The sequence below is a fragment of the Vibrio sp. 1288 genome, from assembly GCF_033344475.1.
Genome location: NZ_JAWPOX010000001.1, coordinates 149,840 through 167,452, shown reverse-complemented (window position 1 = coordinate 167,452; position 17,613 = coordinate 149,840). Strand labels below are relative to the sequence as shown.

The following is a 17,613-nucleotide window of genomic DNA, read 5'->3' as shown; positions in this document are numbered from 1 at the left end:
TTTTCTCAGTCGTTTAAATAGCACCAATATCATTCATCTATTGATAGCGCGATTCCAGTCAGCGTTGTGTAAAAAGACACCATCTTCACGAACTTCGGAGTAATGACTTGGTCCACGTTAGACCCCATCACATAATAGGAGTCTAAACAGAGACACATGCGTATTCTGATTTTTTCTTTAAGTATTGTTGCATCGACAAGCTATGCAGCAAAGCCAGACCCATTCCCAGTTACACCAGATAGTCGCGGGCAAGATTTCATGGTCAGTGCGACGAATCCTTACGTGAGCAGTACCGGTTACTCAATATTGAAAGAAGGCGGTAACGCTGTTGATGCTATGGTCGCGATGCAGATGGTGATGTCTGTCGTTGAGCCAGATATGACCGGAATTGGCGGCGGGACTTTCGCGCTGTTTTATCAACATGACGAGAAAAAATTTCTGGCCCTTGATGGTCGAGATGAAGCGCCCTCTAGCGCGAACCCTGAAATGTTTGTTGAGAATGGGGAAGTACTCAGTCGCAACGAAATATTAGGCCCTCGTTCTGTTGCGGTTCCGGGCACGTTGCGGTTGCTTTACACCACTCATGAACAATACGGCAAGTTGCCATGGGCAGAGCTGATTAAGCCGGCGATTACATTGGCGAGCAATGGGTACGCGATGAACAGCTACACCTACGACATCGTAGTAAGAGAGCAAAGCCGACTTGAGCAAGATCCGGAAGTGAAAGCCTTGTATTGGCAAGGGGATGATATTAAGCCGACGGGAACCTTGATGAAGAACCCTAAGATGGCTGAGACGCTGAGGAAGATCGCGCAACAAGGCGATAGTTACCTTTATGGTGGTGAGCTTGGTCAGCACATCGTAGAGACGGTTAATAGTCGTATTGATGACCAACACGAGAAGTTGTCTTTAGAAGATTTTAAACATTACCAAGTGAAGCAGCGTGACATCATTGAGAGCGACTACCGTGGGAATAAAATCGTCTCTTTTGGTTACCCAGCTTCGGGTGGTGTGATGGTCGCTCAGAGTCTTGAACTGCTTGCACCCTATGACATTGCCCATATGGCGAAAACGGATGTGGAACCTTGGCGTCTCATGACTGAAGCGATGCGAATTGCAAAAGCCGATCGTATTGCGTATGCCGGAGATCCGGATTATGTGGAAGCGCCAGTTGAACAGTTGTTGTCTAAAGCCTATCTAGATCAGAGACGTGATTTAATCCCCGATAATGGCACTTCAGAAGAGGATCCAAAAGCAGGACAGATAACGCAAACTCAGTATGCGCAATATCAAGGCTTCGAGAGCAAAGATACAGGGCATATTTCTATCGTAGATAGAGATGGAAATGCAATAGCGATGACTAGTACGGTAGGAACGGGTATGGGCTCGGGTGTGATGGTCGATGGCGTTATCTTGAACGCGCAGATGGCTAATTTCTCACCTCAGCCAACGGTTAACGGCAAACCTACGCAAAACTCAATTGAAGCGGGCAAGCGTCCACGTTCGGCTATTACGCCATTAATGGTGATGGACAGTGATGATAACTTGCGTTTGGTGGTTGGGTCACCAGGTAGTTCACAAATCCCGGGGTATGTACTCAAAACCGTGGTTGGGGTGCTGGATTGGAACTTATCAGCGCAAGAGGCTATTGACTTACCAAACATCCAGTATGGCACTAAGATAGACCGCACCAAGTCTTATGACCCGACTGGTTTGCTGGTGGAAAAGAAAACGTTCGCAGAAATGTTGGTGCCTGAGTTTATGGAGCTTGGCTACCCAGTGCACGTTATTCCAGTGGTAAGCGGTTTGAATGCAATTGAGCTAAAAGATGGCAAGCTTTATGGCGCAACGGATCGTCGTCGAGCCTCTAGTTCAATGGGGGAGTAGTACTCACTTCTATCAAACGAAGCAAACTAAAAAGCCAGTCAATATCGACTGGCTTTTGCGTTCTTTTTAAAGATAAAAGCGTAAGGGTTTATGCCCAACCCGCAGGAGAGCGCTTTCTACGAGGCATGACATGCGGAAGAATCAAACCAAATAGTAAACCTAAACCTGCAACACCGCCGCCATAAGTGAAGTACTTAAGCAGCATGTCATCTTTTTGTGTATCCAGTTTTGCGCGTAGCTCGCGGTTTTCTGTTTCAACAGAAGTAAGCTGATCGCTGATCTCAGAGTATTTATTTTCTAGATCTGAAATTTGTTGGTTACGTGTTTCGAGAGAGGTAACAAGACCGGCTTTCTCTGCATCAGAAGTTTGACGAGCATTAGCAAGCTGCTCTTTTACTTCGGCTAGCTCTTTCTCAATGCGAGGAAGGCGAATTGCCATGCTCTCTTGGTTTGTCACAAACTTGCTTTGTACCCAACCAGTGCGACCACGGTCATCACGAACTTGCGTATAGCCAGTATCTCGGTTGGTTTTAATCAGTTGTACTTTAGAACCGGCGTTAACACTACCGATAATACGGTAGGTGTTATTTGGACCTGAGTGCATAAAAGTGAAGAGGTCATCAGAAATATAACGGTCTGCTGCTAGGGCCGCTGGCGCTGCTAGCAAAGTAAACAAAACCGTGATGATTAGTTTTTTCACAGTAAATCCCTTAACGATTTTTCTTGGAGACAGCGTTGGCACCGAATGATTGGAGCCGGAAATAGACGAATAGTATGCAGTTTCAAACCTCGGTGCAACAAAGAAGGGAGGCAAAGCCTCCCTTTCTGTGCGTTTGAGTCAATAATGACAAAGCGCTTACATTCTATTGACGAGTGTCTTAAGCGAACATCGCTTGAAGTCCGTAGAAGAATACTACGGCCAATAACGCACCCGCTGGTAGTGTAACGATCCATGATGCCACGATGTTACGAACTACGCCTAGGTTCAGTGCTGCGATACCACGAGCAAAGCCAACACCGAGAACCGCACCAACCAATGTTTGAGTGGTTGAAATTGGCAGGCCTGTACCAGACGCTAGAACTACCGTACATGCTGTTGCTAGCTGTGCTGCAAAACCGCGGCTAGGCGTTAGCTCAGTGATGCCTGTACCAACGGTTGCCATTACTTTGTGACCTAGTGTTGCAAGACCGACCACGATACCAATACCACCAAGAGGTAGAATCCACCAAGCGATGGTGCTTTTCGTGCTGATTTCGCCCATGTGTTCAACAGTCGATACGACAGCAGACAGTGGACCAATGGCGTTTGCAACGTCGTTTGAACCGTGTGCAAATGCCATCGCACAAGCGGTGATAACCATCAGAACGCTGAAGATACCTTCCACGCCAGAAAAGCTGCGGTCTTCTTCGCGATTAGCGAATTTTTTCTGGATGTATACGTAGCCGCCAATCATCACAAGTGCTGAAACTGCTGCTGCCCACATCCAGGCTTCACCATTGGTAAGGTGAAGACCAACGTGTTTTAGACCTTTTTTGATGGTTACAAGTGCAATCACCATTGTTGTGATGAACATGTAAACGGGTACAAAACGTTTCGCGTTAAACAGAGGGTTCTCTGTATCAAAAATCAGGCGCTGTGCGCTGACAAAGATAACGTAAGCAAAGAAACCTGAAATCACTGGCGTAATAATCCAGCTACCAACAATGCCTTGAACGCTGCCCCAGTCAACCGCTTCAGTACCTACTGATACGCATGCAAAACCAATGATTGCACCGATGATTGAGTGAGTCGTTGATACTGGCCAGCCCATGTAAGAAGCAAGAAGCAGCCATGTACCTGCTGCTAAAAGCGCAGACATCATGCCGTAGACAAGAACATCTGGTTGACTAGCAAATAAAGAAGTTTCGATTACACCTTTACGGATAGTGTCGGTTACTTCACCGCCTGCAAGGTAAGCACCTGCAAATTCGAAGATCATCGCAATGATGATAGCTTGTTTTACAGTTAGCGCTTTTGAACCTACAGATGTACCCATCGCATTAGCAACGTCGTTCGCGCCAATACCAATCGCCATCATGAAACCAAAAATCGCTGCAACAATAATCAGGACAGTGCCGTAGTTCGCAAGGATATCCATCGTAATACCTAGTTGTTTTATAACAAGCGGAACAAAATTTTACGCGCGCCAAACCATAAGACGATGAAAATAGTCATCGTCCCTATGACACGTGTTAATTATGCTCTTCGTTATGTCGTTAACTTTATGTTTTAAGATCGAGATAGCATGACTTCCAAACGAGCACCTACGCGCTGCGCTTGGTCGGCAATACCACCTACCCATTCAAGAATCTTGTATAGGAACATGACATCGATAGGGTTCATGTCAGCTTCAATCACCATCAACTGTTGGCGAAGTTCAATCTGCATGGCATCGGTATCATCTTCGATAACGTCTAATTGATGAATCATTTCAGCGACGAGCGTCACTTCACGGCCTTTGAAGCCGGTTTCTAGCAATTCATCAAGTTCATTGATTACCTTTTGCGCCTGATCGGCAGCATCAAGACAACGTTGAACGTAAGCGAGGAAGTTTGGTTGGAGAGCCTCAGGGATGACAAGTTGACGACCATATACACGGCCAGCAATGTCTTTTGCCAGGTTTGCAAGTTTGTCCTGTTGAGTCAAAAGCTCAAGCATGTCAGTACGGTCGACTGGCATGAACAAACCGCGAGGCAGTTTTAGACGGATTTCACGTTTCAGCACATCCGCTTCTTTCTCTAGGTGAGAAATTTGTGCACGGATTTCTGCTGCTTTTTCCCAATCACCCTTTGAAGATACTTCAAAGAATTTCACCAAGTGTGAACAACATTCGTTGACACACACAACGTGGCGTTGCAAAGGCTTAATTGGGGACTTTGCAAATAACCCCATAATTGTATTTACTGGCATGGTCATTCAACCTAATAACTATAACCTTAAAAAAACATACACCATTTCTGAGTGCTTGGCGAAATGTTGAACGATGGCTATAAAGGCGCGCATGGTAACGCATTAAATCGCTCATTAAAACTGTTTTAGATCATCATTCCGGCGATATTTCTCTCTTGCCGTGTGAGAAATTACGCAATATCCTGTTTCTATCTGCTTTGAAAGGTATAGCTATGGAAACCGAAATAGAACTGAAGTTTTTTGTTTCTCCTGAATTTTCAGAAACTTTAAAAGAAAAAATTTCTGAGACAAAAGTACTTCAGCATAGTTGTCGTGACTTGGGTAACACCTATTTTGATACTGCCGATAAATGGCTTCGAAAGCACGACATTGGTTTAAGAATTCGCCGTTTTGATGATGTATTCGTCCAAACCGTAAAGACAGCAGGACGCGTCGTCGCAGGCTTACATCAAAGACCAGAATACAATGCTGAGCACACTAGCGACGAGCCTAATCTGTCGCTTCATCCTCTAGATATTTGGCCTCCAGGTAAAGATGCAGAAACGCTGCAATCCGAGCTTATGCCATTATTCTCGACCAACTTCACACGTGAACAATGGCTGATTGGCATGCCCGATGGCAGTCAGATTGAAGTTGCTTTTGACCAAGGCTTAGTTGTAGCCAAAGGTGAAGACGAAGAAGAGAAGCAAGAGCCAATTTGCGAAGTTGAACTGGAACTTAAGTCTGGCCAAACCGAAGCTTTATTCACACTGGCACGCAGCTTTTGCGAGCAAGGTGGTATGCGCTTGGGTAACTTGAGCAAAGCGGCGAAAGGTTATCGACTTGCAAGCGGTTATGCGGGTGATGAAGTAAAATCATTGGCACTTGTGGACAGTAGTCCGACGGATACCGTTGAATTTTGCTTGATCAACTCTTTAGAGCACGCTTTGTCTCATTGGCATTATCACGAGCAAATTTATGCTGAGCGTGACAGCGTGGAAGCACTGCGTGAAATCAGTAATGCCATTCGTTTCATTCGTCAAACATTGACTATTTTTGGCGGGATTGTCCCTCGTCGCGCGAGTGCGATTCTGCGCCAAGAGCTTAAATGGTTGGAAGAAGAACTGAGTTGGTTAGATGAGCATGCACACCTTGAAGAGCTTTTAGATGACAAAGGCAATGTGCTGCGCAAGTTGGATGCGCGTAAGTTCTTAGTATCTGAGTTGACTCAGCAGTTACAAGAGTTGCCAAGCCGTGAAGAAGTGCTAGGGTTGCTCAATTCCGCGCGTTACACAGGGTTACTGCTGGATCTAAGCCGCTGGATCTTAGCGCGCGGTTGGCAGCCATTTCTTGATGAAAAAGCACGTGAAAAAATGGCAAGTAACATCATGCCGTTTTCAGTTACTCAGCTCGATCGCACTTGGGCTGAGCTAATGGAAGCTTTCCCAGCAGAGCGCGATTTGACGGCGCAAGAGTACGTTGATCAGCGTTATCGCTTATTGCGTAACCTCTATACTGGTATTGGTTTCGCGAGTTTGTATAACTCGGATGAGCGTAACAGCTTCCGTTTACCATGGGCGGATCTAGTGCATGGTATCGATGATCTGCTAATGCTGAACCACTTACTCCCGTTGGTTGATATGCTGGAAGACGCAGAAAAAGAGCAGTTAGAACGCTGGTTGCACCGTCAAGAGCGCTCAATTTTGCATGCAATGGATCAAACCCGAGCGATCAGTGTGGAAGTTCAGCCTTATTGGCGTGAATGATCGTTCTGGTGATAAGAACAAAAAAATAGGACCGCATGGTCCTATTTTTTTGTCTCTGTTTTACGTTGTTGTAGCTCTTTTTCCATGAAATCGAGTCGTTCTAGTATTTGCGCTTGTTGGCTTAGGAGCTGCTCGAGCATACGTTCTTTATTGATTGAACTGTGCGTCTGTTGTTTCGTTGGGGCAGTAAGGATAGAGGTGATAAGACCCGAGATCATACCAAAGATACCCACCCCGCAAACAATGATGATGACAGCCAAAAACTTTCCTATGGAGGTCACTGGATAATGATCGCCGTAACCAACCGTTGAGATTGTTACAAATACCCACCACAAAGCATCGGCGCCAGTACGAATATTCGCTTCTGGGTTTTTCGCTTCGATAAACAGCATTGCACTAGAACCGAGTGTTATGAGGATAACCATCAATAGCAGTATAGAGGCGACCGTGGTTTCGCGGCGGTTTTCTTTGAGCTGATGCAAAATGAACTTTGACGAACGCAGTACTAATACCACTCGCATAATATGAAAAATACGAGCAAAGCGCAGGGGCTCTATCAATGGGATGCTCGCCACGAAATCTATCCAATGACGTTTAAGGAATAACCAGCGATCTGTGGACCGGATCAAATCAATGGTGAGCTGTAGTAGAAAAATACTACAGATTATGAAATCCAGACCGATAAGAACTTGACGGGTTTCGTGATCGATCGGGAAAAACAACAAGCCAGAGATCACAAATAGTGCCATAAAAGACAATATTAGTGACAACAGGCCCATCGGTCGTGTGCTGTCTTTGATATCATTGTTTTTCATACGAAGCTCAAAATAAATCGCGTAACCACGCAAAGCGCGAACATAACTATAAGTAATATAAAGATTATAGATAAAGACTATATAAGACTCGGTGGAGAACTGACAATGGAAAAGCTGGCATTTAAGCCATGGGAAAGGGTCATATCCGACATTCGACTGGTGCCTAAAATGGTCATGTTGATGGTCTTCAGTACTGTCCTGATCGTGGCAAAACAACTGTGGGACGCAAACACTTTTTACGACTCACTTTTAGCGGCGACACAAAACGCGCAAGTTGCCCAACAGCATTATGAAGCATACTTAACGCAAGTTGCTTGGCAAACCGCCTTATTGATAGTGGTTTTTGTCGTGCTCTTATTAGCGGCGGCTAGAGTGATGTTGCGTCAAACACAGTATCTGAGCGACGCGATCAAACTGATGGCGAGCAAGAACCTCTCTGTTCCATTTGGTATGGATTGTAAAGATGAATACGGAGACGTGGCACGTGAATTAGAAAAGACACGTCGACAATTGCACGATGTGATTCAAATGCAAATTAATGCGTCTGATGAATTATCAACGCTCACCGAAGTCATGACACTGAGCATGTCGGAAACGAAGGAATCGGCGCAAGAAGAGTTTAACGAAATTGATCAACTTGCTACGGCGATGAGTGAAATGTCGTCGACGGTCCAAACGGTTGCGGAACATGCCCAGACGGCATCTTCTCTAACAGAGCAAGCTTCCGCGCAAGCAATTTCTGGTCAGCAGTTCTTGCAAAGTACAATGGCGAAAATGAGTGAACTTTCATCGGATATCGCTTCATCGGCACAAGCGGTTAACCAAGTTGAAGAACGTGTTGAAGCCATTGGTAGCGTTGTGGGGACGATTCAAGGCATTTCTGAACAAACCAACCTGCTTGCACTGAATGCGGCGATTGAAGCGGCGCGAGCTGGCGAGGCTGGGCGGGGTTTTGCTGTGGTTGCAGATGAAGTTCGTAACCTTGCCCAACGCACACAACAAGCGACGGTAGAAATTCAAGAGATGATCGCACAGCTGCAAACCAGTGCTGAATCTGCGGTAGAACTCATGGAAAAAAGCGTTGTAGAAGCGGCAGATGGAAACGAGCTGGTTTCTAATGCTGGATCTGAGCTCGATGGTATTGTTGGGCAAGTGACGCAAATCAATGACATGAACTTCCAGATCGCGACGGCGTCTGGTCAGCAAAGCAGTGTTGCAGAAGAGATGAGCCAAAACCTCACCAATGTACGTGAGTTGGTGGAAGCCTCAGTTGTTGTTGTTACCGAGCTGCTAGAAACCTCTGAAATGATGCAAAATAATGCAGGTGAGCTAGACAAGAAGATCAAATCTTTCCAAGTTTAATATTCGATCCCGAACTTTTGATAAAACGCCCACAAACCTTTTGTGGGCGTTTTTATTTGCTTTCAGTCTGGTATAAAGAATGAGTTACCGTGCTTTTCAAACAAGGAAGAAAAATGCAGCTGCCTTCGCCACTGATTTCTATCGCTGAATCTGCCGTACAAAACGCCCAAGACGCAGGTTATTTTCCCCTTTGGCCCGATGAGGTTGCGCAGCAATTTCGTTATGTGGCGGGCTTAAGCCAATTTATAACCGAAGCCATTCATCGCGATGAAGTCCTAGCCCGTGAGTTGCCAAGTATGTTAGCGCAGCCAAGTCGTCAGGAGTCTTACCGCTCACGCCTTGCTGAACTGTTGGAACAATGTCCTGATGAGATGTCTGGTCATCGCGTATTGCGTCAGTTTCGCAATCGAGAAATGGTGTACATTGCGTGGAAGGATTTCACGCATGCATGGTCTCTAGAGACGTCTTTAAGCCACTTATCTGAGTTGGCAGAAGCGATGATTTTTGAAACCTATCAATGGCAATATCAAGTGTGTTGTCAGGAGTGGGGCACGCCAACAAGTGAGGACGGTGAAGTGCAGCCGATGTTAATTATCGGCATGGGGAAACTGGGTGGTGGCGAGCTAAACTTTTCTTCCGATATTGATCTAATTTTCACGTACCCAGAGAATGGTGAAACCCAAGGCGCACGCCGAAGCATTGCCAATGCCCAGTTCTTTACTCGTCTTGGTCAACGCATCATCAAAGCGCTCGACCAACAAACCTTCGATGGTTTTTGCTACCGCGTCGACATGCGACTTCGCCCATTTGGAGAAAGTGGCCCCTTGGTAATGAGCTATGCCGCACTTGAAGATTATTACCAAGAACAGGGGCGAGATTGGGAACGTTACGCGATGATCAAAGCTCGGGTGATGGGATGTGAGATGTACCCGCAGTATCAAGAGCTACGCCAAATGCTGCGCCCTTTTGTTTTTCGTCGTTATATTGATTTCAGTGCGATTCAATCTTTGCGACGAATGAAGTCGATGATCAGTAGCGAGGTTCGCCGCCGAGGGTTGAATAACAACATTAAGCTAGGTGCGGGTGGCATCCGAGAAATTGAATTTATCGCTCAAGTTTTTCAATTGATTCGAGGTGGTCGAGAGCCTTCTTTGCGTAATCGAGGGCTGTTGGAAACGCTGCAAGGCATTGAAGAACTGGCATTGCTTACTCCAAAAGAAATCAGCGATCTAGAAGCTGCATACAAGTACTTGCGTCAATTAGAAAACTTGTTGCAAGCAATGGCGGATAAGCAAACCCAGACGCTGCCTGATTGCGAAACCGAACGCTTAAAGCTCGCCACTGCGATGAAAATGAGCTGTTGGGAGCAATTAATTGAGCAAACCCAGCAGCATATGGCAAATGTTCACCAAGTTTTTGAATCACTAATTGGTGATGATGAAGAAGACGAGGGGACTACTGTTGCTCGTCATTTTCATGAGCTATGGGATATGGCCGACAAACAAGACGTTCTTGATCATATCTTGCAGCAGGATATTCAGATTGAAGACTTTGCTTCATGCGCGAAAACCATCATCAACTTTAAAACCGATCTGGCCAAAAAAACGTTAGGCCCACGTGGACGCGAAGTGCTCAACCGTTTGATGCCGAAAGTGTTTGATGCGGTCTTTGCCCATCCTGATGCACAGTTTGGTTTATCTCGTGTACTTCACTTGCTACACAACATCTGCACTCGCACAACTTACTTGGAATTATTGGATGAGCATCCAGCGGCTCTGGTGCAGCTCGTACGTTTGTGTACCGCAAGCCCAATGATTTCAGAGCAGCTGTCTCGTTATCCTATCTTGCTTGATGAGTTGATCGATCCTGCGCAGCTATACAATCCCATTCCATTAGACAGTTACCGTACAGAGCTGCGTGATTATTTGGCGCGTATTCCTGAAGATGATATGGAACAGCAAATGGAAGCGTTGCGTCAGTTTAAGCAAATTTGTATTTTGCGTATTGCAGCGGCAGATATTGCTGGCGCATTGCCAGTGATGAAAGTGAGTGACCATTTAACTTATTTAGCGGAAGCTATCGTGGATGCGGTGATCAGTCAGGCTTGGTTGCAAGTGTCTGAAAAGTACGGCGAGCCAACGCATGTGAAAGATCGTGAAGGTAAAGGCTTTGCTGTAATTGGTTATGGTAAAGTCGGAGGGTGGGAGCTCGGCTATAACTCCGATTTGGATATTGTCTTCATGCATGACTGCCCAGTCAATGTCTACACTGACGGCAAAAAAGAGATTGATGGTCGTCAGTTCTACCTTCGTTTAGCACAGCGTATCATTCATATTTTCTCCACTCGCACCGCTTCCGGTATTTTATACGAGGTCGATACCCGATTGCGTCCGTCCGGTGCATCGGGTTTGTTGGTTAGCCCAACGGACGCGTTCGACGACTATCAACATCAAGACGCGTGGACATGGGAGCATCAAGCACTTGTCCGCGCGCGCATGATTTATGGTGATGAACCACTGGCGATTGCATTTCACAATACGCGGCATGATGTGTTGTGCAAAGCACGCGATCAAGCTGAACTGAAAAAAGACGTTGTCGAAATGAGAGAAAAAATGCGCGGTCATCTTGGGGGGAAAAAGCCAGGCCGCTTTATGCTCAAGCAAGATGTAGGTGGGATTACCGATATCGAATTTCTCGCTCAGTACCTAGTGCTCAACTATAGTCACGATAAGCCGAAATTGACGCGTTGGTGTGATAATGTGCGCATCTTTGAAACGCTCATTGCGCAAAATGTCATGGACGAAGACCAAGCAATGCAGTTGATACGTGCTTACACGACAATGCGCAACGAAATACACCGCCGAAATCTACTCAATTTAGACGCTGATGTGGTGGAAGATAAGTTTGTTGCCGAAAGGGAGTGGGTAAAACAGGCTTGGAATCAGTGGTTCAGTTAAGACCATATATTTAGCCTCGATAAGGGCTGTGATAAACTCACTTCGATTTAATTTTTGGAGACCAACAATGAAACCAATTCTACCTGATTACAACAGCGCTGGTGTGCTCATCATCGGTGATGTCATGCTAGATCGTTACTGGTATGGCCCAACCGGGCGCATTTCTCCTGAAGCGCCGGTTCCTGTTGTAAAAGTAGAAAACAATGAAGAGCGTCCTGGTGGTGCTGCGAACGTTGCGATGAACATCGCATCACTAGGTGGCCATGCTCACATTGTTGGTCTAACTGGGGAAGATGAGCCTGCAAAAGTGCTGACGGAGACGCTGAGCTCGCTCAATGTGAAGTGCGATTTCGTTGCACTGCCTGATTACCCAACGATTACGAAGCTTCGCGTAATGAGCCGTGGACAACAGCTTATTCGTCTCGACTTCGAAGACAAGTTTGAAAACACAGATTCTGCACCTGTGCTATCACGTATGGATGCCGCACTGCCAAACGTTAAAGCCGTGATTATGTCTGACTACGCAAAAGGTTCGTTAGAGCATGTTCAGGCATACATTCAAAAAGCGCGCGCAGCAAATATTCCGGTTTTCATTGACCCGAAAGGTGCGGATTTTGAACGCTACCGTGGCGCAACACTTCTTACGCCAAACATGAAAGAGTTCGAAGACGTTGTAGGTAAAGTGAAATCTGACCAAGAGCTAGTAGAGAAAGCACTGGCTTTGGTTGAAGAGTTTGAATTTGAAGCGCTTTTAGTGACACGCAGCGAAAACGGAATGACCTTGATTCGTCGTGGTCAGGAACCGTTCCACCTTCCAACTCAAGCGAAAGAAGTGTACGACGTGACAGGTGCGGGCGACACGGTTATCTCTGTATTGGCAGCGTCTGTTGCCGCAGGCAAATCATTTGAAGAAGCGTGCGCTTTAGCGAACGCAGCGGCAGGTGTTGTGGTTGGTAAACTAGGCACGTCAACGCTTTCTGAGATTGAATTAGCAGAAGCGGTACATGGCAGCCAAGACACGGATTACGGTGTGATTTCAGAAAAAGCATTGATCGAAGCGGTGAAAAAAGCACGTGCTCGTGGCGAGAAAGTCGTTATGACAAATGGCTGCTTTGATATTCTGCACGCTGGGCATGTGTCTTACTTAAACCATGCTGCTGAACTGGGCGATCGCCTAATCGTTGCGGTAAATACCGATGAGTCAGTAAAACGCCTTAAAGGCCCTGGTCGTCCGGTAAACCCAACCGATCGCCGCATGGCGGTGTTGGCAGGTTTGGGCGCTGTGGATTGGGTTGTACCATTTAGTGAAGATACGCCGCAGCGTTTGATCTCAGAAGTTCTACCAAGCTTGCTAGTAAAAGGCGGTGACTACAAACCAGAAGAGATTGCTGGTGGTAAAGAAGTCATTGCGGCGGGTGGTGAAGTTCGTGTATTGAACTTTGAAGATGGCTGCTCGACCAGTGAAATCATTAATGCAATCAAAGGCGGTAAGGGCTAAGCCTGCTGTTTGTTAGCATTGAAATGCTATTTGCTCATAAAGGTCGCTAAGTGCGGCCTTTTTGATACTTTTAGTTCAGAGGCACTTTTAAGCTCTGAACTACAAGTAATAAAAAACGCCAGCTGATAACTCAACTGGCGTTTTTTATTTATTAAGACCTGAAGTATTCAATTCGCGGTTATTTTGCCGCTTTCAAACCTGCATCAACGTCTAAGATGTCTTGTTCGCTTAGCGTACCAACTGCTTGGCGTAGCTGAAGAACACTTAAAATATAGTCGTAACGAGCGTTCGATAGGTTTTTGTTCGCATCGTATAGACGACGAGTCGCGTCCAGTACATCAACGATAGTACGAGTACCTACATCAAAGCCAGCTTCTGTTGCTTCTAGTGCAGAGCGTGCAGAAATAACCGCTTGCTCATACGCACGTAATGCGCCGATAGAGGCGTTAATGTTGTTGTTTTGTGCGCGAACATCTTTGACTACGCTACGGTACTGTGCTTCAAGATCTTCGCTTGCTGCCACGTACGCGTATTCAGCTTGTTTGGTTTGAGAGGTTACGTTACCACCTGTGTATAGCGGTACAGCAAGGTTCACACCAATATTGAAGTTGTCTGTCGTGTTGTCACGAGAGCTATGAGAAGTATCACCGTAGTTGTAACCACCGTCTAGAGAGAGCGTTGGTAGGTGGCCAGAGCTTGCTAGTGAAATATTGTCACGCGCAATGTCTTGAAGAATACGTGAAGATAGCAAGGTCAGGTTTTTGGTTTTTGCTTCATCAATGAGGGATTCAGCTGGTACGGTCGATGGGCTAGCAGTGAAGCGGCCAGTGTCCAAAATGTTGAGATCTTTGTGCTCTTGGCCTGTAATTTCACGCAGTGACTCGTAGCTATTAGTTAGCGCGTTTTCTGCCAACACTTCGTCCGCTAGCACTTGGTCGTACTGAGCTTGTGCGTCATGCACGTCAGTGATTGCAGACAAACCTACTTCAAAACGCTGTTTAGTTTGCTCAAGTTGACGGCCAACCGCGGCTTTTTCTGCACGTACGAAAACAAGATTATCTTGTGCGCGTAGAACTTCAAAATACGCTTGTGACACGCGAAGAATCAGTGCCTGTTGCGTCGCTGCGTAAGTTGCGTCTGCTTGGCGAGCACTTTTCTCAGCAGTATCTAGAGAGATCCAAGATGCGCGGTTGTAAAGTGCTTGTGAAAAGCTAACGCCAGCGGTTAGCGCGTTGCCATCGTTTGATACGTCGCTAATTAGATTTGAATCGTATTCAGTATCACCACGAGTTAAATTGTAACCCGCAGTAAGGTTGATCTGTGGTAATAGAGCACTACGGCTTGAGGTGATTGCTTCGAAAGCTTGGTCACGTTGTGCTGCTACACTGAGCAATTGTGGATCATTTTGTTTTGCCAAGTCGTAGATTTCAGCCAAAGAGTCTGCGAACGCAGACGTACTCATGCTACCTAGCGCTGCACTGATAAATAGTGGAAGCAATTTTTTCATTTTCTATTCCCGCGGTCCATAGATTGGTTAATTCTCAGTAGTTTAACTCAATTTGCACGATATTTACTCTAAAGTTTGCACTTTTTTACACGTAATTATCCACTTGTGCAATAAATTTTTAGCAAAGACTTAAATTAATTTGTAACTATTATACAAAAAGTTGAGCCAAGTCCTTTGAGCAAGCGAATAACAATGAGTAAACTACAGGATTCACTCAGAGAGGTGTTGAATGCAACAGCGTGACAAACAACAACAAGATTTTACTTCGCGAGATGTAAAAGTCATCTCGAAAGAAACCTTATTTGAAGGTTTTTTCAAAATGGTGAAATACCGCTTTCAGCATAGGCTATTTGCTGGTGGTTGGAGTGGAGTTGTCGAACGAGAAATGTTCGAGCGTGGTCACGCAGCAGCGATGCTTCCTTATGATCCAAAGACGGACCAGGTCGTAATCATTGAACAGATTCGTATTGGCGCGTTGGAACATGAACACCCTTGGCAGCTAGAAATTGTCGCCGGTATGATTGACCGCGATGAATCTGCTGAAGCCGTAATTCGTCGAGAGGCTGTCGAAGAAGCGGGGATTCAGGTGGGGCGCGTTGTACCTGTTACGTCCTATTATCCTTCGGCTGGTGGTTGCTCGGAAAAGCTAGACGTCTTTGTTGGTGAAGTGGATGCGTCTAAAGCGCACGGCATTCATGGTTTAGACTATGAGAATGAAGATATCCGCGTTCATGTCATGAGTCGTGAAACGGCGTATCAATGGGTGAAGGACGGAAAATTTGAAAATGGTGCGTCGATTATTGCGTTGCAATGGCTGCAATTACACCATCAAGAGTTAAAGTCAGAATGGGGACTATCCCAAACGGTGGAGAGTGAGTAATGGCACAATTGGCTGAAAAACAACAATATCATGTTGATTTGGCTGGTCTTATGAGAACCTATGAGACCAACTACGCTAAGTTGAACGCCTTATTGCCTGCTTCTGCCGAAGTTGGGGATGTACGTTGCTACCAAGCGGCGAACATGGTTTACCAATTGACCGTGAATGAAATCACAAAATACACCACAGTTGTTGAGATATGTCAGAGTGATGAAACGCCAGTGTTTCCTTTACCGACGATGTCTGTCAGGCTTTATCATGATGCGAGAGTAGCCGAAGTATGCTCAAGCGGAGAGTTCTCTCGCATAAAAGCTAAGTATGATTATCCCAATGACCAACTGATGCAGAAAGATGAAAAGCATCAATTAAACACATTCCTCGGTGAATGGCTGACGTTTTGTTTACGAAGTGGTATCAGTAGAACACCACTTGCCTTCAATTGATCGTCACGTCACTAAAGGAAAATAACAAATATCGATATAGTGGACGAATCAGGTTTTCATTTTGCAATCATCTAGTGACAGCATCAAACTTTTACAAATTACGGATACTCATCTGTTTGCTGCCGATGAGGGAAGTTTGCTAAGCGTAAAAACAGTCGATAGCTTTAATGCTGTTGTTGCTGATGTTTTACGCCGCAACGTGGCGTTTGATTACATTTTGGCGACGGGCGATATTTCCCAAGACCATAGTGCAGAATCTTATCAGCGCTTTGCCAACGGCATTGAACCGCTAGAGAAAGACTGTTTTTGGCTACCTGGTAATCATGATTACAAGCCTAATATGGGCAGTGTTTTGCCTTCGCCACAAATCAAAGCCGCAGAGCATGTATTGCTTGGCGAGTATTGGCAGTTAATTCTTTTAGACTCGCAAGTGGTTGGCGTTCCTCATGGGCGCTTGAGTGATCAGCAATTAACGCTACTCGAAGAAAAGCTAGCCGAACACCCAGAAAGACACACACTTGTTTTGTTGCATCATCACCCGTTACTGGTGGGAAGCGCGTGGCTTGATCAACATACTTTAAAAGATGCCGAAGCGTTTTGGCAGGTTGTCGAGCGTTTTGATAACGTGAAAGGCATTCTCTGTGGCCATGTTCATCAAGATATGAATGTGCTTCACAAGGGCATTCGAGTGATGGCAACACCCTCAACTTGTGTTCAGTTTAAGCCTAACTCGGATGATTTTGCCCTTGATACCACTTCGCCTGGTTGGCGGGAGCTGCAACTACACGCTTGTGGCGATATTACGACCCAAGTAGGTCGGCTTCCTGATGGCCAGTTCCAACCAGACTTCTCTTCTAACGGCTACTAACGCGCCCGAGCTCTCTGTTCGGGCTCGCTTTTTTGTGCGAGATATCTATGAGTAAACCTTCACTTCTTCTCTATATTCATGGCTTTAATAGCTCTCCACTCTCCATGAAAGCGAATGTGATGAGAGCCTACTGCGAGCAACATAGGTCTGATATCAAGGTGATTGTTCCCCAGTTACCTTGTTATCCTCAGCAAGCGGCGAAAATGTTGTTGGATATTATCGAGCAATATAAAGATGACTATAAAATTGGTCTAGTGGGCAGCTCATTAGGCGGTTTTATGTCAACGTGGCTAAATGACAAGTTTGGGTTTAAAGCGGTAGTGGTTAACCCCGCAGTCAAGCCTTATGAGTTGCTAGTAGATTATTTGGGTAAGCAAACTAACCCATATACGAATGAAACCTATACACTTGAAGCTTGTCATATTGACGAGTTAAAAGCTCTTGATGTACAAAGCATCGCGTCGCCACATTCTTTTTGGTTATTGCAACAAACAGAAGATGAGGTTTTAGACTATCGACAAGCGGTAGATAAGTTTGCAGACGCTAAGCAAACAGTAGAACAAGGCGGTGATCACAGTTTTGTAGGCTTTGAGCGTTATCCTGCACAGATTATCGAATTTCTAGAACTGTAATTCGAAAGCGATTGGAAAAGGCTCATAGTTTTTATTGATATATCCAACCGTTTCTTGACATGGGCGGTA

Annotated in this window: 14 protein-coding genes; 9 read left to right on the top strand and 5 right to left on the bottom strand. The window is 45.7% G+C overall.

What is annotated here, in order from left to right:
* Positions 1–156: 156 nt before the first annotated feature.
* Complete coding sequence (ggt, locus tag R8O11_RS00700) at positions 157–1,887, top strand: gamma-glutamyltransferase (RefSeq protein ID WP_033906083.1); 1,731 nt, start codon at positions 157–159, stop codon at positions 1,885–1,887.
* Positions 1,888–1,975: 88 nt separating this feature from the next.
* On the opposite strand, the gene R8O11_RS00695 is transcribed toward ggt, so the two are convergent.
* The 3 genes from R8O11_RS00695 to R8O11_RS00685 form a co-directional block, all read right to left on the bottom strand.
* On the bottom strand, positions 1,976–2,587 hold the full coding sequence (locus tag R8O11_RS00695; protein ID WP_005379900.1) for a TIGR04211 family SH3 domain-containing protein: 612 nt from the start codon (positions 2,585–2,587) through the stop codon (positions 1,976–1,978).
* Between the two features lie 178 nt (positions 2,588–2,765).
* Positions 2,766–4,025 (bottom strand): inorganic phosphate transporter, encoded by a 1,260-nt coding sequence (locus R8O11_RS00690; protein ID WP_005379898.1) that lies wholly within the window; start codon positions 4,023–4,025, stop codon positions 2,766–2,768.
* 131 nt (positions 4,026–4,156) lie between these two features.
* Complete coding sequence (locus R8O11_RS00685) at positions 4,157–4,837, bottom strand: TIGR00153 family protein (protein ID WP_005379896.1); 681 nt, start codon at positions 4,835–4,837, stop codon at positions 4,157–4,159.
* 212 nt (positions 4,838–5,049) lie between these two features.
* Between R8O11_RS00685 and R8O11_RS00680 the strand changes: the two genes are divergently transcribed.
* On the top strand, positions 5,050–6,582 hold the full coding sequence (locus R8O11_RS00680; RefSeq protein ID WP_005379894.1) for an inorganic triphosphatase: 1,533 nt from the start codon (positions 5,050–5,052) through the stop codon (positions 6,580–6,582).
* A gap of 41 nt (positions 6,583–6,623) precedes the next feature.
* On the opposite strand, the gene R8O11_RS00675 is transcribed toward R8O11_RS00680, so the two are convergent.
* On the bottom strand, positions 6,624–7,397 hold the full coding sequence (locus R8O11_RS00675) for a potassium channel family protein (protein WP_005387432.1): 774 nt from the start codon (positions 7,395–7,397) through the stop codon (positions 6,624–6,626).
* A 105-nt stretch (positions 7,398–7,502) separates the two neighbouring features.
* On the opposite strand from R8O11_RS00675, the gene R8O11_RS00670 reads away from it, so the two are divergent.
* The 3 genes from R8O11_RS00670 to hldE all read left to right on the top strand — a co-directional run bounded on the left by R8O11_RS00670 (position 7,503) and on the right by hldE (position 13,214).
* Positions 7,503–8,759, top strand: a complete 1,257-nt coding sequence (locus R8O11_RS00670) for a methyl-accepting chemotaxis protein (protein ID WP_005379890.1) — start codon at positions 7,503–7,505, stop codon at positions 8,757–8,759.
* Between the two features lie 113 nt (positions 8,760–8,872).
* Positions 8,873–11,716 (top strand): bifunctional [glutamate--ammonia ligase]-adenylyl-L-tyrosine phosphorylase/[glutamate--ammonia-ligase] adenylyltransferase, encoded by a 2,844-nt coding sequence (glnE, locus tag R8O11_RS00665; protein WP_318193832.1) that lies wholly within the window; start codon positions 8,873–8,875, stop codon positions 11,714–11,716.
* 67 nt (positions 11,717–11,783) lie between these two features.
* A complete protein-coding gene (gene hldE / locus R8O11_RS00660) occupies positions 11,784–13,214 on the top strand; it encodes a bifunctional D-glycero-beta-D-manno-heptose-7-phosphate kinase/D-glycero-beta-D-manno-heptose 1-phosphate adenylyltransferase HldE (RefSeq protein WP_017633601.1) in 1,431 nt (476 codons plus the stop codon).
* 178 nt (positions 13,215–13,392) lie between these two features.
* Here the strand turns inward: hldE and tolC are convergent, their stop codons facing one another.
* Positions 13,393–14,721, bottom strand: coding sequence for an outer membrane channel protein TolC (tolC, locus tag R8O11_RS00655; protein WP_005379884.1), 1,329 nt, complete (start codon positions 14,719–14,721; stop codon positions 13,393–13,395).
* Positions 14,722–14,950: 229 nt separating this feature from the next.
* On the opposite strand from tolC, the gene nudF reads away from it, so the two are divergent.
* From nudF to yqiA, 4 genes are all read left to right on the top strand, one after another.
* On the top strand, positions 14,951–15,601 hold the full coding sequence (gene nudF / locus R8O11_RS00650) for an ADP-ribose diphosphatase (RefSeq protein ID WP_017633602.1): 651 nt from the start codon (positions 14,951–14,953) through the stop codon (positions 15,599–15,601).
* Positions 15,601–16,044 (top strand): DUF1249 family protein, encoded by a 444-nt coding sequence (locus R8O11_RS00645; protein ID WP_017633603.1) that lies wholly within the window; start codon positions 15,601–15,603, stop codon positions 16,042–16,044. Before nudF ends, R8O11_RS00645 begins: the two co-directional genes overlap by 1 nt.
* Positions 16,045–16,105: 61 nt before the next feature.
* Complete coding sequence (gene cpdA, locus R8O11_RS00640; RefSeq protein WP_047101984.1) at positions 16,106–16,912, top strand: 3',5'-cyclic-AMP phosphodiesterase; 807 nt, start codon at positions 16,106–16,108, stop codon at positions 16,910–16,912.
* A gap of 47 nt (positions 16,913–16,959) precedes the next feature.
* Positions 16,960–17,544, top strand: a complete 585-nt coding sequence (gene yqiA, locus R8O11_RS00635; protein WP_033906085.1) for an esterase YqiA — start codon at positions 16,960–16,962, stop codon at positions 17,542–17,544.
* Positions 17,545–17,613: the final 69 nt, after the last annotated feature.